The sequence below is a fragment of the Mycobacterium cajalii genome, from assembly GCF_045809005.2.
Taxonomy (GTDB): Bacteria; Actinomycetota; Actinomycetes; order Mycobacteriales; family Mycobacteriaceae; genus Mycobacterium.
This window is the reverse complement of the sequence record NZ_CM141436.1, coordinates 2,265,230-2,291,364: the sequence shown is the minus strand read 5'-3', so window position 1 is coordinate 2,291,364 and position 26,135 is coordinate 2,265,230. Positions and strand designations below refer to the sequence as shown.

The 26,135-nt window shown below is 70.2% G+C and carries 22 protein-coding genes and 3 pseudogenes; 6 read left to right on the top strand and 19 right to left on the bottom strand.

The window, feature by feature from the left end; genetic code table 11:
- The first annotated feature begins 56 nt into the window (after nucleotides 1-56).
- On the top strand, nucleotides 57-1,643 hold the full coding sequence (locus tag ACJ512_RS11100; protein ID WP_407688336.1) for a purple acid phosphatase family protein: 1,587 nt from the start codon (nucleotides 57-59) through the stop codon (nucleotides 1,641-1,643).
- A 319-nt stretch (nucleotides 1,644-1,962) separates the two neighbouring features.
- On the opposite strand, the gene ACJ512_RS11095 is transcribed toward ACJ512_RS11100, so the two are convergent.
- From ACJ512_RS11095 to ACJ512_RS11070, 6 genes and pseudogenes are all read right to left on the bottom strand, one after another.
- A complete protein-coding gene (locus ACJ512_RS11095) occupies nucleotides 1,963-2,361 on the bottom strand; it encodes a type II toxin-antitoxin system VapC family toxin (RefSeq protein WP_407688337.1) in 399 nt (132 codons plus the stop codon).
- 92 nt (nucleotides 2,362-2,453) lie between these two features.
- Nucleotides 2,454-2,609 (bottom strand): annotated as a pseudogene (locus ACJ512_RS11090) (type II toxin-antitoxin system Phd/YefM family antitoxin); the annotation flags it as partial.
- A gap of 159 nt (nucleotides 2,610-2,768) precedes the next feature.
- Nucleotides 2,769-3,173 (bottom strand): type II toxin-antitoxin system VapC family toxin, encoded by a 405-nt coding sequence (locus ACJ512_RS11085; RefSeq protein WP_407688338.1) that lies wholly within the window; start codon nucleotides 3,171-3,173, stop codon nucleotides 2,769-2,771.
- Between the two features lie 10 nt (nucleotides 3,174-3,183).
- On the bottom strand, nucleotides 3,184-3,414 hold the full coding sequence (locus tag ACJ512_RS11080) for a FitA-like ribbon-helix-helix domain-containing protein (protein ID WP_407688339.1): 231 nt from the start codon (nucleotides 3,412-3,414) through the stop codon (nucleotides 3,184-3,186).
- Between the two features lie 195 nt (nucleotides 3,415-3,609).
- Nucleotides 3,610-4,884: a histidine--tRNA ligase gene (gene hisS, locus ACJ512_RS11075; RefSeq protein WP_407688340.1), complete on the bottom strand. Its 1,275-nt coding sequence runs from the start codon at nucleotides 4,882-4,884 to the stop codon at nucleotides 3,610-3,612.
- Nucleotides 4,881-5,555: an MBL fold metallo-hydrolase gene (locus ACJ512_RS11070; RefSeq protein ID WP_407688341.1), complete on the bottom strand. Its 675-nt coding sequence runs from the start codon at nucleotides 5,553-5,555 to the stop codon at nucleotides 4,881-4,883. Before ACJ512_RS11070 ends, hisS begins: the two co-directional genes overlap by 4 nt.
- Before the next feature lie 104 nt (nucleotides 5,556-5,659).
- On the opposite strand from ACJ512_RS11070, the gene ACJ512_RS11065 reads away from it, so the two are divergent.
- The gene (locus ACJ512_RS11065) at nucleotides 5,660-6,562 is read left to right on the top strand and encodes a peptidylprolyl isomerase (RefSeq protein WP_407688342.1); all 903 of its coding nucleotides are present in this window, start codon (nucleotides 5,660-5,662) and stop codon (nucleotides 6,560-6,562) included.
- A gap of 10 nt (nucleotides 6,563-6,572) precedes the next feature.
- Here the strand turns inward: ACJ512_RS11065 and ACJ512_RS11060 are convergent, their stop codons facing one another.
- The 6 genes from ACJ512_RS11060 to yajC all read right to left on the bottom strand — a co-directional run bounded on the left by ACJ512_RS11060 (nucleotide 6,573) and on the right by yajC (nucleotide 14,814).
- The gene (locus tag ACJ512_RS11060; RefSeq protein ID WP_407688343.1) at nucleotides 6,573-8,960 is read right to left on the bottom strand and encodes a RelA/SpoT family protein; all 2,388 of its coding nucleotides are present in this window, start codon (nucleotides 8,958-8,960) and stop codon (nucleotides 6,573-6,575) included.
- 43 nt (nucleotides 8,961-9,003) lie between these two features.
- Nucleotides 9,004-9,537 carry an adenine phosphoribosyltransferase gene (locus ACJ512_RS11055; protein ID WP_407688347.1) on the bottom strand — a complete coding sequence of 178 codons (534 nt, stop codon included), beginning with the start codon at nucleotides 9,535-9,537 and terminating at the stop codon, nucleotides 9,004-9,006.
- 34 nt (nucleotides 9,538-9,571) lie between these two features.
- A complete protein-coding gene (locus ACJ512_RS11050; RefSeq protein WP_407688344.1) occupies nucleotides 9,572-11,218 on the bottom strand; it encodes an ABC transporter substrate-binding protein in 1,647 nt (548 codons plus the stop codon).
- A gap of 5 nt (nucleotides 11,219-11,223) precedes the next feature.
- Complete coding sequence (gene secF / locus ACJ512_RS11045) at nucleotides 11,224-12,513, bottom strand: protein translocase subunit SecF (RefSeq protein ID WP_407688345.1); 1,290 nt, start codon at nucleotides 12,511-12,513, stop codon at nucleotides 11,224-11,226.
- Nucleotides 12,514-12,517: 4 nt separating this feature from the next.
- On the bottom strand, nucleotides 12,518-14,308 hold the full coding sequence (secD, locus tag ACJ512_RS11040) for a protein translocase subunit SecD (RefSeq protein WP_461480053.1): 1,791 nt from the start codon (nucleotides 14,306-14,308) through the stop codon (nucleotides 12,518-12,520).
- A 131-nt stretch (nucleotides 14,309-14,439) separates the two neighbouring features.
- Nucleotides 14,440-14,814, bottom strand: coding sequence for a preprotein translocase subunit YajC (gene yajC, locus ACJ512_RS11035; protein WP_407687805.1), 375 nt, complete (start codon nucleotides 14,812-14,814; stop codon nucleotides 14,440-14,442).
- A 185-nt stretch (nucleotides 14,815-14,999) separates the two neighbouring features.
- Here yajC and gabT point away from each other — a divergent pair, with 185 nt between their 5' ends.
- On the top strand, nucleotides 15,000-16,340 hold the full coding sequence (gene gabT / locus ACJ512_RS11030) for a 4-aminobutyrate--2-oxoglutarate transaminase (protein ID WP_407687804.1): 1,341 nt from the start codon (nucleotides 15,000-15,002) through the stop codon (nucleotides 16,338-16,340).
- Nucleotides 16,341-16,497: 157 nt separating this feature from the next.
- Complete coding sequence (gene car, locus ACJ512_RS11025) at nucleotides 16,498-20,037, top strand: carboxylic acid reductase (protein WP_407687803.1); 3,540 nt, start codon at nucleotides 16,498-16,500, stop codon at nucleotides 20,035-20,037.
- Nucleotides 20,038-20,095: 58 nt separating this feature from the next.
- Here the strand turns inward: car and ACJ512_RS11020 are convergent, their stop codons facing one another.
- From ACJ512_RS11020 to ruvC, 5 genes are all read right to left on the bottom strand, one after another.
- Nucleotides 20,096-20,773 (bottom strand): hypothetical protein, encoded by a 678-nt coding sequence (locus ACJ512_RS11020; RefSeq protein WP_407687802.1) that lies wholly within the window; start codon nucleotides 20,771-20,773, stop codon nucleotides 20,096-20,098.
- A gap of 93 nt (nucleotides 20,774-20,866) precedes the next feature.
- On the bottom strand, nucleotides 20,867-21,547 hold the full coding sequence (locus tag ACJ512_RS11015) for a hypothetical protein (RefSeq protein ID WP_407687801.1): 681 nt from the start codon (nucleotides 21,545-21,547) through the stop codon (nucleotides 20,867-20,869).
- A gap of 116 nt (nucleotides 21,548-21,663) precedes the next feature.
- On the bottom strand, nucleotides 21,664-22,722 hold the full coding sequence (gene ruvB, locus ACJ512_RS11010; protein ID WP_407687800.1) for a Holliday junction branch migration DNA helicase RuvB: 1,059 nt from the start codon (nucleotides 22,720-22,722) through the stop codon (nucleotides 21,664-21,666).
- Entirely contained in the window at nucleotides 22,719-23,315 is a 597-nt protein-coding gene (gene ruvA, locus ACJ512_RS11005) for a Holliday junction branch migration protein RuvA (RefSeq protein WP_407687799.1), read from the bottom strand. Before ruvA ends, ruvB begins: the two co-directional genes overlap by 4 nt.
- Complete coding sequence (ruvC, locus tag ACJ512_RS11000) at nucleotides 23,312-23,866, bottom strand: crossover junction endodeoxyribonuclease RuvC (protein ID WP_407687798.1); 555 nt, start codon at nucleotides 23,864-23,866, stop codon at nucleotides 23,312-23,314. The genes ruvA and ruvC overlap by 4 nt, the downstream gene beginning before the upstream one ends.
- A gap of 150 nt (nucleotides 23,867-24,016) precedes the next feature.
- Between ruvC and ACJ512_RS10995 the strand changes: the two are divergent.
- Both ACJ512_RS10995 and ACJ512_RS10990 read left to right on the top strand, forming a co-directional pair.
- A pseudogene (locus tag ACJ512_RS10995) lies at nucleotides 24,017-24,535 on the top strand (DUF4178 domain-containing protein).
- An 8-nt stretch (nucleotides 24,536-24,543) separates the two neighbouring features.
- A pseudogene (locus tag ACJ512_RS10990) lies at nucleotides 24,544-24,886 on the top strand (spermine/spermidine synthase domain-containing protein); the annotation flags it as partial.
- A 6-nt stretch (nucleotides 24,887-24,892) separates the two neighbouring features.
- On the opposite strand, the gene ACJ512_RS10985 reads toward ACJ512_RS10990, so the two are convergent.
- Together ACJ512_RS10985 and ACJ512_RS10980 are read right to left on the bottom strand one after the other, a co-directional pair.
- Complete coding sequence (locus ACJ512_RS10985) at nucleotides 24,893-25,288, bottom strand: hemerythrin domain-containing protein (protein ID WP_407687797.1); 396 nt, start codon at nucleotides 25,286-25,288, stop codon at nucleotides 24,893-24,895.
- Nucleotides 25,289-25,327: 39 nt separating this feature from the next.
- Nucleotides 25,328-26,080 carry a YebC/PmpR family DNA-binding transcriptional regulator gene (locus ACJ512_RS10980; protein ID WP_407687796.1) on the bottom strand — a complete coding sequence of 251 codons (753 nt, stop codon included), beginning with the start codon at nucleotides 26,078-26,080 and terminating at the stop codon, nucleotides 25,328-25,330.
- Nucleotides 26,081-26,135: the final 55 nt, after the last annotated feature.

The window sequence follows — 26,135 nt, the reverse complement described above, 5'->3', positions numbered from 1 at the left end:
ACCGGTGTTCACCGGTGGATATGCCCACCGTCGCCCGCGTCCGGTATGAAGCATGCATGACCGACGCAGCGGAGCGGCCCCGCACCATCAGCCGCCGCAGGTTGTTGACGACGAGCGCCGTCGCGGCGGCCGGGGCCGGTGTCGGCGCGGGCGTCGGGCTGGGAGCCGGCGCGCTGTTGTGGTCGCACCCGCACGGACCGGGCGTCTGGTATCAGCCGGACCGCACCGGCGCGCCGCCGGTGTCCGGGCTGCACCTGCAGTTCGGCAGGAACGCCGGCACGGAGGTGGTGGTGTCCTGGCACACCACCGAGGCCGTCCGCAATCCGCGCGTGCTGCTGGGCACCCCGGCTGCGGGCCTCGGGCGCACCGTGGCGGCCGAGACCCGCACCTACCGCGACGCCAAGTCCGGCACCGAGGTGCGGGTCAACCACGCCCGCCTGACCGGCCTGACCCCGGATTCCGACTACGTCTACGCCGCGGTGCACGACGGCGCCGATCCGGTCACCGGGACGGTGCGAACGGCGCCGTCCGGGCGAAAGCCGTTGTGTTTCACCAGCTTCGGTGACCAGTCGACTCCGGCGCTGGACAAGTTGGCCGACGGCGGCTACGGGACGGACAACATCGGTTCGCCGGCGGCGGCCGACACCACGCTGGCGATCGAGCGGGTCGGGCCGCTGTTCAACCTGGTCAACGGCGACCTGTGCTATGCCAACCTCGCCCACGACCGCATCCGCACCTGGTCGAACTGGTTCGAGAACAACACCCGCTCGGCGCGCTACCGGCCGTGGATGCCCGCGGCGGGCAACCACGAGAACGAACTGGGCAACGGGCCCGTCGGCTACGCCGCCTACCAGACGTACTTCGCGGTGCCCGAGTCGGGCGCCACCGGGGAACTGCGCGGCCTGTGGTACTCGTTCACCGCGGGCTCGGTGCGGGTGATCAGCCTCAGCAACGACGACGTGTGCTTTCAGGACGGCGGCAACTCCTACGTGCACGGCTATTCGGGCGGGGAGCAGAAGCGCTGGCTCGCAAGCGAATTGGCCGCCGCGCGGCACGACCCGGATGTCGACTGGGTGGTGGTGTGCATGCACCAGACCGCGATCTCGACCGCCGACCACACCAACGGCGCCGACCTGGGCATCCGCGAGCAGTGGCTGCCGTTGTTCGACCAGTACGGGGTCGACCTGGTGGTGTGCGGCCACGAGCACCACTACGAACGGTCGCACCCGGTGCGCGGCACGCTCGGCACCGACACCCGCACGCCCAAGCCGGTCGAAACCGGCGACGGGGTGATCGACGCGACCAAGGGCACGGTGCACGTCGTCATCGGCGGGGGCGGCACCTCGCTGCCGTCCAACGGGATGTTCTTTCCCGACCGGCGGTGCCGGGTGGTGATGGGCGTCGGCCCGTTCGATCCCGCGATCGGGCGCAAGGCGCCGATCTATGTGACCGAGGAGGCGCCGTGGTCGGCGTTTCGCGACCGCGACTACCCGCACGGCTTCGCGGCCTTCCAGGTCGATCCCGGCCGTCCCGGCGGCAACACCTCGATCAAGGCGACGCATTACGCGCTGAGCGGGCCGTTCGGCGCGATGACCGTCGTCGACGAGTTCACCCTCACCAAGCCCCGCGGCGACAGGACTTAGAACAGGGTCGGCTGCACCGGCGCCGCCACCGCCTCGGGCGCGCGGGGAAACGGACGATCGTCGCCTCCGAGCCCATGCCTGGCGATCACTGTCCGGCCCACCGATGTGGACTGTCTCAGATGTCGCAAACAAACACCCCAGGCCGCATCGGCGGCGTTTACCAGCCCTTTTGTTGCCGACCAGTCAAGCGGAGCGGCATAGACACCTCACCTTGGTGACACGCCAGTAATCTAACCCGCGACGTGCGTCGAGCCTGCCGCGAGCCGATTAGGCTGTGCGACCCGGTGGCGCGGGTGGTCTGGTCATGACTTGGCGATCGCTATTCCACCGGATCGGTGATACGGAACCCAAGCCTCACCGCCACTGATTTCATGGTCATGTCGTGCGTGGTGATAACGAGGTCATCGAGGCCGGAACGCAACGCCGACGCGAGATGAATGGCGTCGAGCGTGCGAATGTGAGGGATGATTGCTTCCGCTTCCTGCAAAACGGCGTGGTCGAGCGGGATCGTGTCGATGTAGTCCAGAATCTGGTCGCGGTCGGCGACCGGCAAGCTCTCCCGTCGCAATACGCGAGTGATCTCGGTGCGGAGGATGCGTGAGGAAACGACGCGATCATCGTCCCTGCCGGTCGTGCTGTCGAACCATCGGGCCGCTGACGGCGAATGGGCGAACATGATGCGTACCGCGACCGAGCTGTCGAGGTAGTGGTAAGTCACCACAGGCCCTTTTCTTCGTCGAGAAGCTCATCGATTGTCGATGCCGTGGTGAGGTCGTGCCGGGCGATTGTGCGGGTACGTGCGGGTCCGGTTGCCTTCCGGGGAATAAGGGCTGCCGATGAGACCGCGGGAAGTATCGTGCCGATCCGGCGGTTATGGCGGGTCAGCGCGTATGGCTCGCCCCCTTCGAGGCCGGCGATCATTGGGGCAGGATTCTGGCGCAGTTCACCGACGGAGATCGACTTCATGCAGCCACGATACCAGCGAATTATCTACTTTTGTCTACATTGTTCGTTCGCAAACAGCATCGCCGGTCTGTCTCAGCGATTCCGCAAAGCTCAAACCGGTAAGCCAGCCTCCTACCAGCCCTTTTGTTGCCGACAGTCAGCGAAACGGCGGACTGATCTCTAGAGCAGAGTGATCGCGACAGATATACCGAGCTGATCAGTGGCACTGGCCAAGCGGCTGTCGACGGTGATCACGGCGGCGGAGTGTTCGGCGGCGACAGCCACATACAAGCCGTCGTAGATCGAGATGGTGTGCCGCCAGGCCCAGGCGGTGCGCAGGAGCAGTGCATCAGGAATCACGTATTCGATGGCGAGTGCGGTGACGGCGTCGGCGGCGGCCTCGGCGTCCTCGGGTTCCAATTGCTTGCGCGATACGGCCTTGTGCAGGGTGCGTAGCACCTCGCCCGGCATGTGGGCCGGCGCGAGCCAGCCGTCGTCGCCGTTCAGGACTGCGCGTGCCGCGTGGCCTTTGGGAGTGCTGCTCGTGAGCGCCAACACCAGCACGCCTGCGTCCACCACGATCACAGGAGGAAACTCACCCGTCGCGGTCGGCGCGGATGACGGTCGCCACTTCCTCGGCTGTCATGGTGAGGCTGCGATGACTGGCCAACGCCTCCAAGAGCTGCCGGTTGCGCCCCGCCTGGTACTCCCGTTCCAACAGTGATCGCAGATACGTTTGGGTGGACTGGCCGCGCGCCTCGGCGCGGGCCGCCAGCGCGTCGCGAACTTCTTCTGGGACATCTTTGATCTGAATCGCAACTGCCATGGCCACAAACTATCACATGCGCATGCCATGCACATGTTGCGCTTGCTTGCAGTCAACAACTCGAGTATCACCGGACAACCAACGCTGCGACGCGTAACAGCCGTACCAGTTACCGGCGCCTGTAACGTTTTGCAGCCGGATCGCTGAGGCCCGTGGGCATGACCGGTCGGCAGGCGCGTGTCGGTGGCGGCCCGACTAAACGGCGCGCAGCCCGGAAAGCACCTCGTCGACGACCGAATCCGTGGCCACCGGCACCTGCTCGCCGGTCGTCAGGTCCTTCACCCCGACCGTGCCGGCCTCGAGGTCGCGGTCCCCGGCGACCAGCGCGAAACGCGCACCGGAACGGTCGGCCGCGCGCATCGCGCCCTTGAGCCCCCGGTCGCCGTAGGCCAGGTCGACGCGCACACCGCAGGCGCGCAGCCGTGCCGCCAGCACCGCCAGCCGCAACTTGGCGGCCTCGCTCAACGGCACACCGAACACGTCGCAGCGCGTCGTCTCCCCCGCGCTCTTGCCCTCGGCGCGCAGCGCCAGCAGGGTCCGGTCGACACCGAGCCCGAAGCCGATGCCGGACAGGCCCTGGCCGCCGAGCCGGTGCATCAGGCCGTCGTAGCGACCGCCGCCGCCGATGCCCGACTGCGCGCCCAGCCCGTCGTGCACGAACTCGAAGGTGGTCTTGGTGTAGTAGTCCAGCCCGCGCACCATGCGCGGGCTGATCACGTAGGGCACCCCGAGCGCGTCCAGGTGGGCCAGCACGGTCTCGAAGTGCGCCTTGGCGACGTCGGACAGATGGTCGAGCAGCACCGGGGCGTCGGCCGTCATCGCCCGCACCTCGGGGCGTTTGTCGTCGAGCACGCGCAGCGGGTTGATCTCGGCGCGCCTGCGGGTGTCCTCGTCGAGGTCGAGCCCGAACAGGAACTCCTGCAACAATTCCCGGTACTGCGGGCGGCAGGTCTCATCGCCCAGGGAGGTGATCTCCAGCCGGAACCCGTCCAGGCCCAGCGCGCGGAAGCCGGCGTCGGCGACGGCGATCACCTCGGCGTCCAGCGCCGGGTCGTCGACGCCGATCGCCTCCACGCCGACCTGCTGCAGTTGCCGGTAGCGGCCGGCCTGCGGGCGCTCGTAGCGGAAGAACGGCCCGGCGTAACAGAGCTTGACCGGCAGCGCGCCGCGGTCCAGACCGTGCTCGATCACCGCGCGCACCACCCCGGCGGTCCCCTCGGGCCGCAGCGTCACCGAGCGGTCACCGCGGTCGGCGAAGGTGTACATCTCCTTGGACACCACGTCGGTGGACTCCCCGACGCCGCGCGCGAACAGGGCGGTGTCCTCGAAGATGGGCAGCTCGATGTCGCCGTACCCGGCCCGGCGCGCGGCGCCGAGCAGGCCGGAACGCACGGCCACGAACTGCGCCGACTCCGGCGGGAGATAGTCGGGCACCCCCTTGGGCGCGGAGAACGCCGAGAATTCCGTCACGGGCTCAGGCCCTCGATGAACGGGTTGTGCCGGCGTTCGGCGCCGATCGTGGTGGCGTTGCCGTGCCCGGGCAGCACCACGGTCTTGTCGTCGAGCACCAGCAGCTTGCCGGCGATGGAGGTCAGCAGGTCGCGACCGCTGCCGCCGTGCAGGTCGGTGCGGCCCACGGAGCGCTCGAACAGCGTGTCGCCGGTGAACACCACGTCGGCATCGGAGGCGCCCGCCCGCGGGACCCGGAAGACGACCGAGCCGCGGGTGTGCCCGGGGGTGTGGTCGACGTTGACGCTGACGCCGCCCAAATCGAGCTTGTCGCCGTCGCGGTCCAGCTCGACCACCTGCCTGGGCTCGCGGAAGAACGCCCCCGCGACCACCTGCGCCACCCGCGGCCCCAGGCCGTAGATCGGGTCCTTGAGCATGAACCGGTCCTCGGGATGGATGTAGGTGGGGCAGCCGAAGGTGTCGGAGACCTTCTGCGCCGACCACATGTGGTCGATGTGCCCGTGGGTGAGCAGCACCGCCGACGGCGTCAGCCGATGCTTGTCGAGGATGCGGCGCAACGGGCCCATCGCACGCTGCCCCGGATCCACGACGACGGCGTCGCTTCCGGGCCGCTCGGCCAGGACGTAGCAGTTGCACTGCAACATCCCGGCGGGAAATCCGGTGACCAACACGGTTCCCAGTTTCCCATGGGGCCGCGTGTCACCGGTCGCGGCGCCCACATTAGCCTGAGCTTTCTACTGGGCCGCTCATCACCAACCACGGAGGCAAACCGGTCGTGCCGACCAACGAACAGCGACGTGCCACAGCCAAACGCAAATTGGAGCGGCAACTCGAGCGCCGCGCGAAGCAGGCCCGAATGCGCCGGATCTTCGTGATCGCCGCCGGCGCGATCGTGGCGGTGGCCGTGATCGCCGCGGTCGCCATCGCGGTCATGAACAACCGCCATGACCACGCGGGCAACACCGCCACACCGGCCACGACCACCACCAGCAGCAGCTCGCCGCAGACGACGACGGCCGCGGCTCCGCAGCCCGGGGCGGTTCCGCCGCTGCCGCCGTTCAAACCGTCGGCCAACCTGGGCGCCGACTGCCAGTACCCGGCGACGAAGGAAGCCGCCGCCAAGCCGGTCAAGGCGCCGCGCACCGGCAAAGTGCCCACCGACCCCGCCCAGGTGAGCGCCAGCATGATGACCAACCAGGGGCCCGTCGGCCTGCTGCTGGCCAACAACGAATCCCCCTGCACCGTCAACAGCTTCGCCAGCCTGGCCGGCCAGAAGTACTTCGACGGGACCCGGTGCCACCGGCTGACCACGTCCCCGACGCTGGGCGTCCTGCAGTGCGGCGACCCGACGGCCAAGGGCACCGGCGGCCCCGGCTATCAGTTCGCCAACGAGTACCCCACCGACCAGTACCCGCCCAACGACCCCAAGCTCGACGAGCCGGTGCTGTATCCGCGCGGCACGCTGGCGATGGCCAACGCCGGCCCGGGCACCAACGGCAGCCAGTTCTTCCTGGTCTACAAGGACTCCGAGCTGCCGCCCCAGTACACCGTGTTCGGCACGATCCAGTCCGACGGGCTGGCCACGCTGGACAAGATCGCCAAGGACGGCGTCGCCGGCGGCGGCGAGGACGGGCCACCGGCCACCGAGGTCACGATCAAGTCGATCATGCTCGACTGAGGCGCCGACCTCAGGCCGCGGACGTCACCCGGTATACGTCGTACACACCCTCGACGTTGCGCACGACGTTGAGCAGGTGCCCGAGATGCTTGGGGTCGCCCATCTCGAAGGTGAACCGGCTGATCGCCACCCGGTCGCCCGACGAGGTGGTGACCGACGCCGAGAGGATGTTGACCTTCTCGTCGGCCAGCACCCGCGTGATGTCGGAGAGCAACCGGTGCCGGTCGAGCGCCTCGACCTGGATGGCCACCAAAAACACCGACGACGCCGACGGCGCCCACAGCACCTCGATGATGCGCTCGGACTGCTGCTGCAGCGAGGCGGCGTTGGTGCAGTCGGTGCGGTGCACGCTGACCCCGCCGCCGCGGGTGACGAAGCCCATGATCGCGTCGCCCGGCACCGGGGTGCAGCACTTGGCCAGCTTGGTCAGCACGCCCGGGGCGCCCGGGACCGAGACGCCGACGTCGTCGTTGCTGCGCGGGCGGCACAGCATGGTCGCCGGTGTGGACCGTTCGGCGAGGTCCTCTTCGGCCTGGTCGATGCCGCCGAGTTCGGCCAGCAGCCGCTGCGTCGCGTGCTTGGCCGATAAGTGCCCCTCGCCGATCGCCGTGTACAGCGCGGACACGTCGGCGTAATGCAGCTCGCGGGCCACCGCCGCCATGGAGCCGCCGTTCACCAAGCGCTGCAACGGAAGTCCACCCCGGCGCACCTCGCGGGCGATGGCCTCCTTGCCGGCCTCCAGGGCTTCCTCGCGGCGCTCCTTGGCGAACCACTGCCGGATCTTCGCCTTGGCCCGCGGCGACACCACGAACTGCTGCCAGTCTCGCGACGGCCCCGCGTTGGGCGCCTTGGAGGTGAAAACCTCGACGACCTCGCCGTTTTCGAGCTTGCGTTCCAGCGCCACCAGTCGCCCGTTGACCCTGGCGCCGATGCAGCGGTGACCGACCTCGGTGTGCACGGCGTAGGCGAAGTCCACCGGTGTCGACCCCGTCGGCAGCGTGATGACGTCGCCCTTGGGGGTGAAGACGAAGATCTCCTGCACCGCAAGGTCGTAACGCAAGGACTCCAGGAACTCGCCCGGGTCCGCGGCCTCACGCTGCCAGTCGAGCAACTGACGCATCCAGGCCATGTCGTCGATCTCGGCGGCCGCGTGCGGATGCGGAACGCCGTTGCGGCCCTTGGCTTCCTTGTAGCGCCAGTGCGCGGCGATGCCGTATTCGGCGGTGCGGTGCATGTCGCGGGTGCGGATCTGCACCTCCAGCGGCTTGCCCTCCGGCCCGACGACGGTGGTGTGCAACGACTGGTAGACCCCGTAGCGCGGCTGGGCGATGTAGTCCTTGAAACGACCGGCCATCGGCTGCCACAGCGAGTGGACCACGCCCACCGCGGCGTAGCAGTCGCGGATCTCGTCACACAGGATGCGGATGCCGACCAGGTCGTGGATGTCGTCGAAGTCGCGACCCTTGACGATCATCTTCTGGTAGATCGACCAGTAGTGCTTGGGGCGTCCTTCCACCGTCGCCTTGATCTTCGAGGCATTGAGCGTGTTGGTGATCTCGGCGCGCACCTTGGCCAGGTAGGTGTCGCGGGACGGCGCGCGGCCGGCGACGAGACGGACGATCTCCTCGTACTTCTTGGGATGCAGGATCGCGAACGCCAGGTCTTCCAGCTCCCACTTGACGCTGGCCATACCCAGCCGATGGGCAAGCGGCGCAATCACTTCCAGCGTCTCGCGGGCCTTGCGCGCCTGCTTTTCCGGCGGCAGGAAACGCATCGTGCGCATGTTGTGCAGCCGGTCGGCGACCTTGATCACCAGCACCCGCGGATCGCGGGCCATCGCGGTGATCATCTTGCGGATGGTCTCGCCCTCGGCGGCGCTGCCCAGCACCACCCGGTCCAGCTTGGTCACGCCGTCGACGAGGTGGCCGACCTCGTCACCGAATTCCTCGCTGAGGGCCTCGATCGCGTAACCGGTGTCCTCGACGGTGTCGTGCAACAGCGCGGCCACCAACGTCGTGGTGTCCATGCCCAGCTCGGCCAGGATGTTGGCGACGGCCAGCGGGTGGGTGATGTACGGGTCACCGGAATGCCGGAACTGCGTGGCGTGCCGCTGGTCGGCCACCTCGAAGGCCCGCTGCAGCAGCTGAATGTTCGCCTTGGGATAGACCTCCCGGTGCACCGCCACCAGCGGCTCCAGCACGGGGTTGAGGGTGCTGCGCTGGGCGGTCATCCGGCGGGCCAGCCGGGCCCGGACCCGGCGCGACGCGCGGCTGCCGGTCTTCGGGGCTTCGATCGGCCCCCCCGGCGTCGGCGTCGGCGCAGCCGGGCCCTCGGCCGGCACGGCCAACGGGTCGTCGGCCGGCGGCGCGACGGCCTGCGCCGTGTGGTCTTCGGCCACGGTGGTCACCTCCGGTTCCGAGGATATCGCCACGGTGGTCCCGCTAGGCGCAGCTCAGGCTGTGCACCGGCAGCGGCGCCACCGCCGCGCGCCCGCCCAGCGCGGCAAGTTCCACCACCACCCCCGCGCCGGTCACGCGGGCCCCGGCGCGTTCCATCAGCCGGGCCGCCGCGGCGAGCGTGCCGCCGGTGGCCAGCACGTCGTCGACGAGGAAGACGCTGCGGTCCCGCAGGTGGAGCCCGTCGGCGGGGATTTCGATGCAGGCGTCACCGTACTCCCTGGTGTAGCTCTCGCTGAGCACCGGTGGCGGCAGCTTGCCGCTCTTGCGGATCGCCAGCACGCCGGTCCCCAGCCGGGTGGCCACGGCCGCCCCCACCAGGAAGCCCCTCGAGTCGAGGCCCGCGACCAGGTCTGCGCCCGACGCCATGCCCGCCAGCGCGTCCGTCACCGCCACCAGCGCGGCCCGGTCGGCGAACAGCGGGGTGAGGTCCTTGAACTGCACCCCGAGCTTGGGAAAATCGGCCACCTTACGGGTCAGCGACGCGATGAGGTCGGCCAGGGAAGCCTGGGAACCCAGGGAAGCGGTCGTACCGGCACGAGTCACTGAAACCTCATTGCACTAGGGCCCATCGGTCCATGTTCCACCCCGCGCCCCAGCGGGTTGGATTCCTGGTCACCGCGTACATCTTCTTCGACCTCAGCAGCGTGCGTTGCTGTCGATAGAGGGGCAGAGTCGGCATGTCCCTCCAGAGTACCGGCGCCGCCTCCCCCACCAGCCTGACCCGCTCGGCGGGGTCGGCCGACACGGCCAGCGCGCCGATGATGCCGTCGACCTGATCGTTCGCGAACCCGGACAGGTTGTTGCCGTTACCGCTGTGCAGGTCGTAGGCGTCCATCGCCGACGACCCGGTCGATCCGCTGCCGCTGGCCCCGCCGGTGCCGGCAAGCAGTACGTCGATCTTGCCGTCCCGCAGCGCCTGCGGCCCCGGCGAGTCCAGGGTGACGTTCGTGACGGTGATACCGGCCGCGGCGCACGATTTGGTGATCGTCCCGACGGTGACCGCGAGCCGCGCGTTGGGCCCGTGGTAGCCGATCCGCACCGTCACGGGGCCGGCCCCGTGCAGCTCGTCGCGGGCGGCGCCGGGATCGGCCCTGCTGAAGCGCTCGGCGTCGGCACCGGCCTCGCCCCGGGCGACCGCGTCGTCGGTGGCCGGCTGCAGCCGCGAGTTGGCGATCGGCACCCCCGCGTCGCGCGCGATCGTGTCGCGCGGCGTGCACAGCGCGAACGCGCGGCGCACGCTGGTCAGCGCGAGCGGCCCCGCCGGCGCGAAGATGAGCTGCTCGATGCCGTCGGACGGCGAGTCGTCGCGCTCGTAGTCGTCCGGGGTGACCAGCGCCCCGGCCGAACCGGCCGCTACGTCGACCACGTCGACGCTGCGGCTGTTGACCCGATCCTGGATGTCGGCGCCCTGCGGCCGCACGATGACCCGCTTGGTGATCGCCCGGGACCCCCACCACCGGTCGTTGGCGACGAGCACCACCGCGCCGCGGTCCAGCACCGATTCGATCTTGTACGGCCCCGACGCCGGGAAACGCCGGAGATCGAGCCCCGGCTTGAGATCCCAGGTGGTGTTCCACAGCCGCGCGATCTGTTCCACCACGGGCTCGTCGTTGTTCAGCAGGGCCGCGGTCACGTCGGCGTGCAACTGGTCGGCGATGACGTGCGACGGCATCATCGAGGTCGCGGTGAACAGCTGCGTGTAGTCGACGACGCCGCGGTCGGGGGCGAAGGACACGCGCGCCTTCTTCTGGCCCGGCTTGCACTCGACGTTGGCGATGTCGACGTAGCCGCCCCGGGTGGCCGCGTCGAAGCCCGGAAACCGGCCGGACTGGGCCGCCCAGGCCAGGACGAGGTCGTCGCAGGTCACCGGCTTGCCGTCGGAGTAGACGGCCTTGTCGGCGATCTGATAGTCGAGCACCAGCGGCGCCCCGTCCACGACCGAGACGGTGCCGAAGTCGTGGTCGGCGACGACCTGCCCGTCCGGCCCGTGGTAGCCGAAGCCGGTGAGGGTGCGGGCGAAGGCCTGCGCGCCGGCCGACGCGGCGCCCACGACGGTGTTGGCGTTGTAGGTGACCAGCGGGCCGTCGACGACGTAGTCCACCTGCGAGGCCGCGCTGCCGGAGCACCCGGTGAGGGTGGCTGCCCCCGCCAGCACCGCGGCCAGAGCGACGATCGCCCATCCGCGCCAGCCGGCCATGCCGACTACCGCCGGCCGGCGTTTCGCTTGCCGCTCGGACGCCTGGTGCCGGTGGGCCGCACGGGCCGGGCGCCCGGGGCGGGCTTGCTCGGGGCCGGCTTGCCGGACGCGTCGGCTTCGGTGGCGGCCTCGGTGCCGGCTTGGGTGGCGTCCTGCGCGGGTTCGGTGTCGCCGGCGGACTCCGCCTGCTCGGTCGTCTCGGCTTCGTCCACGGCGCCGCCGCGGCGGCGCATCACCCGGCGGGTGTGGGTGCGCACCAGCTCCGTGCGCTCCCGCAGGGTGACCAGCAGCGGCGTCGCGAAGAAGATCGAGGAGTAGGTGCCGATCACGATGCCGATCAGCTGCACCAGCGCCAGGTCCTTCAGGGTGCCCACGCCCAGCAGCCACACCGCGACCACCATCAGCGACAGGACGGGCAGCACGCCGATCAGGCTGGTGTTGATCGAGCGCATGAAGGTCTGGTTGATCGCCAGGTTGGCCTGCTCGGCGAAGGTGCGCCGGGTGGTGTGCTGGAAGCCGTGGGTGTTCTCCTCGACCTTGTCGAACACGATGACGGTGTCGTAGAGGGAGAACCCGAGGATCGTCAGCAGGCCGATGACCGTGGCGGGGGTGACCTCGAAGCCGACCAGGGAGTACACGCCCGCGGTGACGGTCAGGTCGAAGAACATGGCCGCGATCGCCGACAGCGTCATGTAGCGCTCGTAGCGCACGGTGATGTAGAGCGAGACCAGGGCCAGGAACACCACCAGCGCGATCAGCGCCTTGTTGGTGATCTGGCCGCCCCAGGTCTCCGACACCGCGGAGTCGCTGATGGCCTGCTTGCTGGGCTTGCCGTCGGCGCCCTTCGGTCCGAAGGCGTCGAACAGCGCGTTGCGCAGCCGGCTGGTCTGGTCGTTGGACAGCGTCTCCGAGCGGATCTGCACCGTCGCGCCGGCGCCGCTGCCGACGGTCACCACCGACTCGGGGTCCTTGCCGATGGCCTTGTTGAAGACCTCGGCGACCTGGGAGGTCTGCGCCGTGCCTTTCCCACCTGCCGCGGGAAAAGACACCGTCGTGCCGCCGTTGAAGTCGATGCCGAAGGTGAACCCGCGCACCAGGATGCTGACGATCGCCACCGCGACGATCGCGCCGCTGATGCCGAACCACAGCCGGCGCCGGCCCACCACCTCGAACGCCCCGGTGCCGGTGTAGAGCCGCGTGACGAAGCCGCGGCGGGCCGGCCCGGAGGTGCCGCCGGTCGGCTCGACCGCACTCGTGGACGCCTCGGTCGTTTCGGTCTTGTCCCGGGAAGCCATCGCGTTACGCCCGTCCCGTCTTCACCTGCGTGGCGGCCCGGCGTTCGCGGGCGACCTGCTGGACCGCGCCCAGGCCGTTGTAGGCCGGCTTGGCCAGCGTCGGGGACTTGGAGGCCAGGTACACCAGCGGCCAGGTCACCAGGAACACCACCACCAGGTCGAGGATTGTGGTCAGGCCCAACGTGAACGCGAATCCCTTCACCTGGCCGATCGCCAGGAAGTAGAGCACCGCCGCGGCCAGGAACGTGACGGCGTTGCCCGACACGATGGTCTTGCGGGCCCGCACCCAGCCTCGCGGCACCGCCGACCGGAACGAGCGGCCCTCCCGGATCTCGTCCTTGATCCGCTCGAAGAACACCACGAACGAGTCGGCGGTGGTGCCGATACCGATGATCAGACCCGCGATGCCGGCCAGGTCCAGGGTGTAGTTGATATACCGCCCCAGCAGCACCAGGATCGCGAACACCATTGCGCCCGAGGCGATCAGCGACAACGCCGTCAGCAACCCCAGCACCCGGTAGTAGAGCAGCGAGTACAGCAGCACCAGGATCAGGCCGATGGCACCCGCGATCAGGCCCGCCCGCAGCGAGGTCAGCCCCAGGGTGGCCGACACGGTCTGGGCCTCCGACGACTCGAAGGACAGCGGCAGCGACCCGTACTTGAGGACGTTGGCCAGCTGGCGCGCCGACGCGGCGGTGAACGGGGGGTCGCCGCCGGTGATCTGGGTGCGGCCGCCGGGGATGGCCTCCTGGATCATCGGCGCGCTGACCACCTGGGAGTCCAGCGTGAACGCGGTCTGGGTGCCGATGTGGGACGCGGTGAAGTCGGCCCAGACGCTGGCCGCGGCGGGCTTGAACTGCAGGTCCACGACGTAGCCGATGCCGTGCTGGTTCATGCCCGAGGTGGCGTTGGCGATCTGGTCACCGCTGATGATCGACGGCGCCAGCAGGTAGGCCGTCTTGTGGTCGGCGGAGCAGGTCACCAGCGGCAGGTTGGGATCGTCGTTGCCGGCGAGGATGTCGTCCTTGTCGCAGCGGGTGGCCTCGAACTGCAGGGCGAGGAACTGGATGCCCTGCTTGGTGCTCTGCCGCCACTTCTTCTCCTCGGCGATGCGCTCGGCGAGGTCTTTGCGTGGGTCCGCCGGCGCGGGCTGCTCCCCCGGCGCGGGCCCTTCGGCGGGGGCACCGGGCGCGGGTGCCGGCGCGGGCGGCGCCGGGCTCGGTGACGGCGGCGGGTCCTGCGGGTAGGGGCGGGGCTGGGCGCCCGGCGCGGGCTGGCCCGGCGCGGGCTGGCCCGGCGGCGGGTTCGGCCCCGGCGGCGCGGGGGCCGGCTGGCCCGGGGTCCCGGCGGGCGCGCCGTTGTCGCCCTGGGGCTTGGGCTCACCCTGCTGAGGTGGCTTGGGTTCCACGCTCTGCGCCGGCATCGAGTTGAGCACCGGCCGGATGTACAGCCGTGCGGTCTGCCCCAGGTTGCGGGCCTCGCTGCCGTCCTTCCCCGGGACCGTGATGACCAGGTTGTCGCCGTCGACAACGACCTCGGAGCCGGAGACGCCCAGCCCGTTGACCCGCGCGCTGATGATCTGCTGTGCCTGCGCCAGGGCCTCCCGGCTGGGGGCCGAGCCGTCCGGGGTGCGCGCGGTCAGGGTGACGCGCGTGCCGCCCTGCAGGTCGATGCCGAGCTTGGGGGCGGCCCGCTTGTTGCCGGTCAGGAACACCAGCAGGTACAGGCCCACGAGCAAGATCAAGAAAACCGACAGGTAGCGGGCAGGGCGCACCGGCGCCGAAGACGATGCCACGTTCCTTCTGTCTCCTCGAGAATCGGTTTGTTAGCCAGGACTTCCTTGCCCGGCACAAAGACTACGTGTCACGCTCCCGTGCATCGCGCAAGCGGTCCGGGTCGCCGCCACCCTGCCCCGGAAATTCCAACTCAGAAATCCTTGCGCAGCCGGCTCTCACCGGATGAATCGGCGGCGTCCCCCGGTTCCCCGGGTGCCGGCAGCCCGTCGGCCCGCTCGGCTTCGTCGAGGTCGTCGATGTCGTCGTCAGGCAGGATCCGGTCGCGGACGGCCAGTTTCATCCACCTGGTCACCACGCCGGGCGCGATCTCGAGGTCGACGGTGTCGTCGGCGATCGCGACGATGGTGGCTTCCATCCCCGAGGTGGTATGCACCCGGTCGCCGGGACGCAGCGACTCCTGCAGGTCGATGGTCGCCTGCATCGCGCGTTTCTGGCGCCGCGACGCAAAGTACATGAACCCGCCCATGATGAGCAGGAAAGGCAGGAACAGAACCAAACTCTCCATCGCGGCGCCCGTCTTTCGTCGGTGTGTTGACCCGGGGTCCAGTCTGCCCTTGTCAGTGTGACAAGCCGCACGCAGGCACGCCTGGGGCACTCGCCGGGGCACTCCGCGGCGGTCCCGCCGCGCCCGCGCGACCAGATAGGGTGGATTTCGTGGCGTGACGGGCGCGCCGCGGTGAGGAGGAGATTGTGGCCAGCCTCGAGCAGACCCGCCAGCTCGTCACCGAGATCCCCGGTCCCGCCTCGCTGGAACTGACCAAACGCCGGACCGCGGCGGTGTCGGGCGGTGTGGGCGTCATCATGCCGGTCTTCGCCGCCCGCGCCGGCGGCGGCATCGTCGAGGACGTCGACGGCAACCGGCTCATCGACCTGGGTTCGGGCATCGCGGTCACCACGATCGGCAACTCCTCGCCGCGCGTCGTGGAGGCGGTGCGCGCCCAGGTGGCCGAGTTCACCCACACCTGCTTCATGGTGACGCCCTACGAGCTGTACATCGCGGTCGCCGAGGAGCTCAACCGGATCACCCCCGGGTCCGGCGAGAAGCGCTCGGTGCTGTTCAACTCCGGCGCCGAGGCGGTCGAGAACGCCATCAAGGTCGCGCGCTCCCACACCGGCAAACCCGCCGTGGTGGCGTTCGACCACGCCTACCACGGCCGCACCAACCTGGCGATGGCGCTCACCGCGAAATCCATGCCCTACAAAAGCGGCTTCGGACCGTTCGCGCCGGAGATCTACCGGGCACCGCTGTCCTACCCCTACCGGGACGGCCTGACCGACAAGGAACTGGCCACCAACGGCGAGCTGGCCGCCGAGCGGGCGATCACCGTCATGGAAAAGCAGGTCGGCGCCAAGAACCTGGCCGCCGTCATCGTCGAGCCGATCCAGGGCGAGGGCGGCTTCATCGTCCCGGCCGAGGGATTCCTGCCCGCGCTGCTGGACTGGTGCCGCAGGAACGACGTGGTGTTCATCGCCGACGAGGTGCAGACGGGATTCGCCCGCACCGGCGCGATGTTCGCCTGCGAGCACGAGGGCATCGAGCCCGACCTGATCTGCACCGCCAAGGGCATCGCCGACGGCCTGCCGCTGTCGGCGGTCACCGGCCGCGCCACGATCATGGACGCCCCCCACGTCAGCGGTTTGGGCGGCACCTTCGGCGGAAACCCCGTGACGTGTGCGGCCGCCCTGGCCACCATCGAGACCATCGAGCAGGACAACCTCGTCGAGCGGGCCCGCCGGCTGGAACACCTGATGTTCGACCGGCTGGCGCGGCTCCAGGCCGACGACGACCGGATCGGCGACGTCCGCGGCCGCGGCGCCATGATCGCCGTGGAGTTTGTGAAGTCGGGGACCGCCGACCCCGACGCCGAGTTGACCCACAAGCTGGCGACCGCGGCCCACGCGGCCGGGATCATCGTCCTGACCTGCGGCACGTTCGGCAACGTCATCCGACTGCTGCCCCCGCTGAGCATCAGCGACGAGTTGCTCGGCGAGGGACTCGACGTCCTCGGCGAAATCCTGGCCGGCCTCTAGACCCGGGGGCGCCGCACATCGTTGTCGTGGGCAAGCTCACAATCTCGCCCGAAATCCGCTCCCGGGGGAATATAGTTACCTTAGCTAAGGTTCTATCCGTCAGCGCACGACAGCGCAAATTAGCTTGTTATTTCTCCAAACCGCAAAAGGAACTGTTATGTCGACTACGACTCACGAAGAGCGGCTTGCTCGCCGCGTCGAGAACCTGACCGCTACCGACCCGCAGTTCGCCGCCGCCCGCCCGGACCCGGCCGTCGCCGAGGCCCTGGATCAGCCCGGGCTGCGGCTGCCGCAGATCATCCGCACGGTGCTGGACCGGTACGCCGACCGGCCAGCCCTGGGGCAGCGCGTCGTGGAGTTCGTCGAGCACCCCAAGACCGGGCGCACGGTGCTCGAGCTGCTCCCCCGCTACGAGACCCTGACCTACGGCGAGCTGGCCGACCGGGCGGACGCGTTGGCGCGCGCGCTGGCCGGCGACCCGGTGCAGCCCGGCGACCGGGTGGCGGTGCTCGGTTTCAACAGCGTCGACTTCACCACCATCGACGTGGCGCTGGGCCTGATCGGCGCGGTGTCGGTGCCGCTGCAGACCGGCGCGGCGATCACCCAGCTGCAGCCGATCGCCACCGAGACCAAGCCCACCGCGATCGCGGTGAGCGTGAACCAGCTGCCGGTGGCCGTCGAGCTGATCCTCAGCGGCCGCGAGAGCGGGACCGCACCCGCCAAGCTCGTGGTGTTCGACTACCACCCACAGGTCGACGACGAGCGCGAGGCCGTGGCGACGGCGCGCGGCAGCCTGCAGGGCACAGCGGTGAGCGTGGAGACGCTGGCCGAGGCCCTCGAGCGCGGCAAGGGTCTGCCGGCCGCGCCGGCCGCGGAACCGAACGACGAAGACGACCCGCTGGCCCTGCTGATCTACACCTCCGGGAGCACCGGCGCCCCCAAGGGGGCGATGTACCCGCAGAGCAACGTCGGCAAGATGTGGTGCCGTGCGAGCCGGAACTGGTTCGGACCGAGCGCCGCGTCGATCACGCTGAACTTCATGCCGATGAGCCACGTCATGGGCCGCGGCATCCTCTACGGCACGCTGGGCAACGGCGGCACGGCCTACTTCGCCGCCCGTAGTGACCTGTCCACGCTGCTGGAAGACCTCGCCCTGGTGCGGCCCACCGAGCTGAACTTCGTGCCGCGCATCTGGGAAACCCTGTTCGGCGAATTCCAGCGCCACGTGAGCATCCGGCTTGCCGAGGCGGGCGGCACCGGCGACCGCGCCGCGATCGAAGCCGAGGTGCTCGCCGAGCAGCGCCGGTACCTGCTGGGCGGACGGTTCATCTTCGCGATGACCGGCTCGGCGCCGACGTCCCCCGAGCTGCGGGCCTGGGTGGAGTCGCTGCTCGAAATGCACCTGATGGACGGCTACGGCTCCACCGAGGCCGGCATGGTGCTGTTCGACGGCGAGGTGCAGCGCCCGCCCGTCCTGGACTACAAGCTGATCGACGTCCCCGAGTTGGGCTACTTCGCCACCGACCGGCCGCACCCGCGCGGCGAGCTGCTGCTCAAGACCCTGAACATGTTCCCCGGCTACTACAAGCGGCCCGAGATCACCGCCGGGGTGTTCGACGACGACGGCTACTACCGCACCGGGGACGTGTTCGCCGAGGTCGGCCCCGATCGGCTGGTGTACGTCGACCGCCGCAACAACGTCCTCAAGCTGGCGCAGGGCGAGTTCGTCACCCTGGCCAAGCTGGAGGCCGTCTTCGGCAACAGCCCGCTGGTCCGCCAGATCTACGTCTACGGCAACAGCGCCCAGCCCTACCTGCTGGCGGTCGTGGTGCCCACCGAGGATGCCCTGGCGCGCGTCGACGACCCGGCGGCGCTCAAGCCGCAGATCGCCGACTCGCTGCAGAAGGTCGCCGGGGAGACGGGCCTGCAGTCCTACGAGATGCCGCGCGACTTCATCGTCGAGACCACTCCGTTCACGGTGGAGAACGGCCTGCTCACCGGCATCCGGAAGCTGGCCTGGCCCAAGCTCAAGGCGCACTACGGCGAACGGCTCGAGCGGCTCTACGCCGAGCTGGCCGAGGGGCAGGCCAACGAGCTGGTCGAGCTGCGCCGCAGCGGCGCGGACGCGCCGGTGCTGCAGACGGTCAGCCGGGCCGCGGCCGCCCTGCTGGGTGCGCCCGCCCCGGACCTGTCACCCGACATCCACTTCACCGAGCTGGGCGGGGACTCGTTGTCGGCGTTGACGTTCGGCAACCTGCTGCACGAGATCTTCGACATCGACGTGCCGGTGGGTGTCATCGTCAGCCCGGCCAACGACCTGCAGGCCATCGCCGACTACATCGAGGCCGAGCGGCAGGGCAGCAAGCGGCCCACGTTCGCCACCGTGCACGGCCGCGACGCGAAGACGGTGCGGGCGGCCGACCTGACGCTGGACAAGTTCCTCGACGAGGCGACGCTGGCCGCCGCGCCGACGCTGCCCGGGCCCACCGCCGAGGTGCGGACGGTGCTGCTGACCGGAACGACGGGCTTTTTGGGCCGCTATCTGGCGCTGGAGTGGCTGGAACGCATGGACCTCGTCGACGGCAAGGTCATCGCGCTGGTGCGGGCCAAGTCGGACGACGACGCGCGCGCCCGGCTCGACAAGACCTTCGACAGCCGGGATCCCGAGCTGCTCGCCCACTATCGGGAGCTGGCCGCCGACCATCTCGAGGTCATCGCCGGCGACAAGGGCGAGGCCAACCTCGGGCTCGATCAGCAGACGTGGCAGCGGCTCGCCGACACGGTCGACCTGATCATCGACCCGGCCGCGCTGGTCAACCACGTGCTGCCCTACAGCGAGCTGTTCGGCCCCAACGCGCTGGGCACCGCCGAGCTGATCCGGATCGCGCTGACCGGCAAGCTCAAGCCCTACACCTACGTGTCGACGATCGGCGTGGGCGACCAGATCCAGCCCGGCAAGTTCGTCGAGGACGCCGACATCCGGCAGGTCAGCGCGACCCGCGAGATCAACGAGAACTACGCCAACGGCTACGGCAACAGCAAGTGGGCCGGGGAGGTGCTGCTGCGCGAGGCGCACGACCTGTGCGGCCTGCCGGTCGCGGTGTTCCGGTGCGACATGATCCTGGCCGACACCACCTATGCGGGCCAGCTCAACCTGCCGGACATGTTCACCCGGCTGATGCTGAGCCTGGTCGCCACGGGGATCGCACCCGGGTCGTTCTACGAGCTGGACGCCGAGGGCAACCGGCAGCGCGCGCACTACGACGGCCTGCCCGTCGAGTTCATCGCCGCGGCCATCTCCACGCTGGGCGCGCAGGCCCTGACCAACGGGGACGGCTTCCAGACGTACCACGTGATGAACCCCTACGACGACGGCATCGGGCTCGACGAGTACGTCGACTGGCTGGTCGAGGCCGGGTACCGGATCCACCGGGTCGCGGACTACGCGGAGTGGTTGCAGCGCTTCGAGACCGCGTTGCGGGGCCTGCCGGAGAAGCAGCGCCAGTACTCGCTCTTGCCGCTGCTGCACAACTACGGCAAGCCCGAGAAGCCGCTGCGCGGGTCGCTGGCACCGACCGACCGCTTCCGCGCCGCGGTGCAGGAGGCGAAGATCGGCCCGGACAAGGACATCCCGCACGTCTCGGCGCCGGTCATCGTCAAGTACGCCACCGACCTGCAGTTGCTCGGACTGCTGTAGCGACGGCACAGCGAAATCGCCCGGCCCGTGGAGGGGGCCGGGCGATTTCGCTGTCGGGTCAGGCGCCGGTGCCCGCGCGCTGGCGGCGCCAGCCCCACGCGGATTTGCGGTCACCCTCGGGACGCGCCTTCGTCGTCGCATCCGGCGACACCACCTCGGGCGCGGGTTCCGCGTAGGGGGCCGCGTACGGCTGGTAGGCCGGCAGCGGCGCCTCGGGTTGCGCCGCCGGCGCCGCCGGGGCCGCCGCCACGGGTGGCACGTCGCGGGCCAGCCGGACGGTCGTCAACGCCAGGACGACCGCGCCGACGAAGACGATCAGCGCGCCCAGCCCGGAGAAGTAGGAGATCTCGAGGACGGCCCGCTTGCGGTCGGTGGCCGCGACCGGATCACCGGCGGAGCCGATCCGCAGGATCGGGGCGACCTCTTCACCGACGATGAACCAGGCGCCGGCCAGCACCGCCAGCCAGCCGCCCAGCATCGCGCTCAGGCGGTTGCCGGAGAACGTCACCAGCAGGCCGCCGACGACGGCGGTGGCACCCGGCAGCACTTCCAGCCAGCCCCGGGCCGAGGTCCAGGTCCACACGCGGTCGGGGGTGTAGGCGAAATCGAAGTGGGGGCCGATGAACGGGATCAACGCGCCCCACGCCCCCAGGATGACCAGGATCAATCCGCTGACCGCGCCGCGCGAGCGCGGCATGCGCAAGCCGCTGACGTGGTCGTTCTCCTCGTACTCCATGGCATCTCCTCAAACAGGTGTCGGCAGGCGCCGAATACCCCATGCGGCCGTGCGGTAATCCGCAGCGGCCGGTTGGTGTGCCCGTGGCCGCCGTTACTCGCGATGGCCGGTCGTCGCGCCGGCGCGTTGTCGGTGGAACAGACCACGCAGGCCGTGCCGCGCCTCGGCGTCCGACGGCGCTTCGGGCTGTTCCGTCGACTCCGGCGACGCCTCGGCCACCGGCGCCGATTCAACGGGCTCCGCCGGGGCCGCCGGGCCGCCAGGCTCGTCGTGTTCGTGGGCCTCGATCGGCCGGATATCGCGTGCCAGCCGAGCGACCAGGCGCGCCAATACCGCGCCGCCTATAAAGACGATCAACGCACCCAGGCCGTAGAAGTAGGCCACCTCGAGCCAGGCCCTCTTGAGCTGAGCCGAAGCGACGGGGTCGCCGACCGTTCCGATGCGCAGCACCGGGGCGAACGCCGGGCCGACCACGAACCACGCGCCGCCGAGGACCGCAAGCCAGCCGCCGAGGACGGCGCTGGCACGATCCCGGGAAGCGATCAGCAGCAGGCCGCCGGCGACGGTGGCGATGCCCGGGAGCACCTCGAGCCAACCGCGCACGGCGGTCCACACCCACTGCTGCCCGGGCGTGTAGGCGAAATCGAAGTACGGCCCGATGAACGGTATGAGCGCCCCCCACGCGCCCAATATGACCAGCAGGAATCCGCTCAACGCCCCGCGCGAGCGTGGGATCGACAGCTTGCCGGTCCGGTCGATTTCCGTGTGTTCCATGACACCATCTCCTCAATACGGCTTCCCCAGCGAATCGGGTACCCGGGGCGGGCGGAGATGTAACCCAGCTCACATCCGCCGGGCCCGCACGAGCGCGAATCGACGGCGGCTCGTTGCTAGTCGAACAGGCCGAGCCCGGCGGCCCCCGCCGGCGGCGTCATGCCCAGGTGCGTCCAGGCCAGCGCGGTGGCCACCCGGCCGCGCGGGGTGCGCGCGACCATGCCGGCGCGCACCAGGAACGGCTCGCACACCTCCTCGACGGTGGCGGCCTCCTCCCCGACGGCCACCGCCAGCGTCGACACCCCGACCGGGCCGCCGCCGAAGGTACGGGTCAGCGCCGACAGCACCGCGCGATCCAGCCGGTCCAGGCCCAGCTCGTCGACGTCGTAGACCGCCAGGGCGGCTTTGGCGACGTCGCGGGTGATGACGCCGTCGGCGCGCACCTCGGCGAAGTCGCGGACGCGGCGCAGCAACCGGTTGGCGATCCGCGGTGTGCCGCGCGAGCGCCGGGCGATCTCCGCGCCGGCCTCGCCGCCCAGCTCGATGCCCAGGATCCCCGCCGAGCGGGTCAGCACCCGCTCCAGCTCGGCGGGCTCGTAGAAGTCCATGTGGGCGGTGAACCCGAACCGGTCGCGCAGCGGGCCGGTCAGCGCGCCCGACCGGGTGGTCGCGCCGACCAGCGTGAACGGCGCCACCTCCAGCGGGATCGACGTCGCGCCCGGGCCCTTGCCGACGACGACGTCGACCCGGAAGTCCTCCATCGCCAGGTACAGCATCTCCTCGGCGGGCCGGGCGATGCGGTGGATCTCGTCGATGAACAGCACGTCGTGCTCGACCAGGTTGGACAGCATGGCGGCCAGGTCGCCGGCGCGTTCCAGGGCGGGCCCGGATGTCACCCGCAGCGACGACCCCAGCTCGGCGGCGATGATCATGGCCAGCGACGTCTTGCCCAGGCCCGGCGGGCCGGACAGCAGGATGTGGTCGGGGGTGCCGCCGCGGTTCTTGGCCCCCTCGATGACCAGCTGCAGCTGTTCGCGCACCCGCGGCTGGCCGATGAACTCCCGCAGCGAGCGGGGCCGCAGGCTGACGTCGACGTCGCCCTCGCCGACGGTCAGCGACGGTGACAGCTCGCGGTCGGCGTAGTCCTCGGAGTCCCCCGAGGCGTCGCCGCTCACCGCGACTTCCCCAGCAGCGACAGCGCGGCCCGCAGGGCGCCCGACGTCGTCGCGTCCGCGTCCCCGGCCAGCACCTTGTCGGTGGCCTCCTCGGCCTGCTTGGCGGCGAAGCCCAGGCCGACCAGGGCCTCCACGACGGGACCGCGCACCGCGTGCCCGGTGGGCGCGGCGCCGGCCGCCGTGCCCGCCGCGCCGGCACCGACCTTGTCGCGCAGCTCGAGCACCATCCGCTCGGCCCCGCGTTTGCCGATCCCCGGCACCCGGGTCAGGGCGGTGACGTCGCCGTCGCGCAGCGCCTGGCGCAGCGCGGGCGCGTCGTAGACCGCGAGGGTGGCCAGGGCGATCTTGGGCCCGACCCCGGAGACCCCCAGCAGCGTCAGGAACAGGTCGCGGGCGTCGGCGTCGGCGAACCCGTACAGCGTCATCGAGTCCTCGCGCACGATCATCGCGGTGACCAGCCGGGCCTCGCCGCCGCGGCGCAGCGTCGCCAGCGTGGACGGGGTGGCCATCAGCTTGTATCCCACACCGGCGGCCTCGATGACGACGTGGTCCAGGGCCACGTCGAGCACCTCTCCGCGGACCGAGGCGATCACCGCGCCGCCTTGATCTTCGCGGCGAACGCCCGGCGCTGCTCGGCGGCCTTCTCCTGGGCCGCGGCCATCCGGGCGATCATCGGCGCCCGCCAGCAGTGGCAGATCGCCAGGGCCAGCGCGTCGGCGGCGTCGGCGGGCGTCGGTTTGGCCTGCAGCGCAAGGATTCTGGTGACCATCGCGGTGACCTGCTCCTTGTCGGCGGACCCGTTTCCGGTGACCGCGGCCTTGACCTCGCTGGGCGTGTGGAAGTGGACGTCGATGCCGCGCTTGGCGGCCGCCAGCGCGACGACACCGCCGGCCTGCGCGGTGCCCATCACCGTGGAGACGTTGTGCTGAGAGAACACCCGCTCGATGGCTACCACGTCGGGGAGGTGGGTGTCCAGCCAGTGCTCGACGGCGTCGCTGATGGCCAGCAACCGTTCGGGCACCGGCGTCTGCGCGGGGGTGCGCACCACGTCGACGTCCAGCGCGACGACCCGGCGGCCGCGCCCGCTCTCGACGACCGACAGCCCGCATCGGGTCAGCCCGGGGTCCACGCCCATCACCCGCATTGCCCGCTCCCGCCTGTAGAACAGCTGTTCGATACCCTAGCGGGCGGCGCCGACACCGGCGGGCAGGACACGCGGCGCCGGCCCCGGTTCTCGTCGAGCGAAATGCTGCTGCCTTGAAGCGGCACGTTTGCTCTAGCCCGGAGGGTGCGGGTGGGATCGCTGCTGTTCGTGGTCGCGGCCGTGCTGTTCGTCGCGTCGCTGGTGGTGCTGGTCGTGGCTTTGCGGCGGCCCCGCAAGGCGGCCGAGCCGGCCGGTCGCCAGGACCCCCTGGCCGCCGACGCGATGCCGCAGTTCGGCCCGCGGCAGCTCGGCCCGCGGCAGCTCGGCCCGGGCGCGATCGTCAGCCACGGCGGCGTCGACTACGTGGTCCGCGGGTCGGTGACGATCCACGAGATCCGTTCGTCGGGTGGGAACATTTGCTGGAAGGCGGTCGACGGCGTGCTGTTCCACGAGTCCGAGCGCGGGCACGCGTCCTACACCACCGAGGGCACCACGGGCCTGCCGGCGGGCGGCGAGATGGAGTTCGTCGACTGCGCCGACGCCGACGAGACCGCGCTGCCGTCCTTCGAGCGCTGGGCGCCGGACATGCCGTGGGAGGTCTCGACGGGCAAACCCGTGCTGCCCGGCGAACTCACCGTCTATCCCGCGCCCCCGCCGTCGTCGCCCTAGGAGCGCGCTCCGCGGAGTTCTACGGGCTGGCCGCGCGGGCGCTGACCCCGGGCGGGCTGATGGTGGCGCAGGCGGGCAGCCCGTTCTCCACGACGACGGCGTTCTGGCGCACCGTTTCGACGATCGGGGCGGCCGGCTACGCCGTCACGCCCTACCAGGTGCACGTGCCGACCTTCGGCGGCTGGGGTTTCGCGCCGGCCCGCCGCGGCGACGCGGCCGCTGCGCTTCCTCAACCAGCGCGTGCTCGCTGCCGCCACCGTGTTCGCCGGCGATGTGGGCCCCCGGGCCCTGCCGCCCTCGACGCTGGAGAATCCGCGCATCGTCGAGGACATGCGCCGCGGATACGACTGAGCAGAACTACGAGCCCAGCGCCCGGAAGATGACGTCGCGGGCCCGGTCGAGCCGCGACGCGAACGGGCCCAGCGCGAAGTTGAGCTCGTCGATGAATTCCTTGGAGGCGACGTCGAGGCTTTCGATCTTCGCCAGTTGCTCCTTGGCGTCGTGCTCTTCGCGCAGCCGCGCGTCGACGATCGCGTCGCCGCCGTCGACCTCGAGCCGGGCGCGGGGATGAACGATCATCTCCTCGGCGGTTTCGTGGACGGCCAGCAACTGGCGCAGGTCCCGGAACGCCGTCTCGCGCACCGAGGGTTTCGACGCGTGCAGCACCTCGTCGAACATGTCCTTGATCAGATCGTGCTGAGCCTTGAGGAACTTGACGACTTCGCTGGGCGGTTCAACAAGCATGTCGGGCACGCCGACTAACTTCCCCCGGCCAGCAACGCCAAACGCGGGTCACTCCTCGATCTGGGCCAGGACCTCGTCGGAGATGTCTGCGTTGGTCCAGACGTCCTGCACGTCGTCGCTGTCCTCGAGCGCGTCGACGAGTTTCATCACCTTGCGGGCGCCCTCGGCGTCCAGCGGCACGGTCACCGACGGCTGGAACCCCGCGTCGGCGGAGTCGTAGTCGATGCCGGCGTCCTGCAGCGCGGTCCGCACGGCAACCAGGTCGGTCGGCTCGGTGAGGATCTCGAAGCTGTCGCCGAGGTCGGTGACGTCCTCGGCGCCCGCCTCGAGCACGGCCGCCAGCACGTCGTCCTCGGTCAGGCCGTTCTTCTCCAGGGTGATCACGCCCTTGCGGGCGAACAGGTAGGCCACCGACCCGGGGTCGGCCATGGTGCCGCCGTTGCGCGTCATCGCCACCCGCACCTCGCTGGCGGCACGGTTGCGGTTGTCGGTGAGGCACTCGATCAGCACCGCCACCCCGTTGGGGGCGTAGCCCTCGTAGGTGATGGTCTGCCAGTCGGCGCCCCCGGCCTCCTCGCCGGCTCCCCGCTTGCGGGCGCGCTCGATGTTGTCGTTGGGCACCGAGGTCTTCTTCGCCTTCTGGATGGCGTCGTAGAGCGTCGGGTTGCCCGCCGGGTCGCCACCGCCGGTGCGGGCGGCGACCTCGATGTTCTTGATCAGCCGCGCGAACTCCTTGCCGCGGCGCGCGTCTTTGACGGCCTTCTGGTGCTTGGTGGTGGCCCACTTGGAATGGCCGCTCATCGCTGTCCTCTACCTCTTCTGTTCTCCGTGAGTTCGCCCAACGAGTCTACGTGGG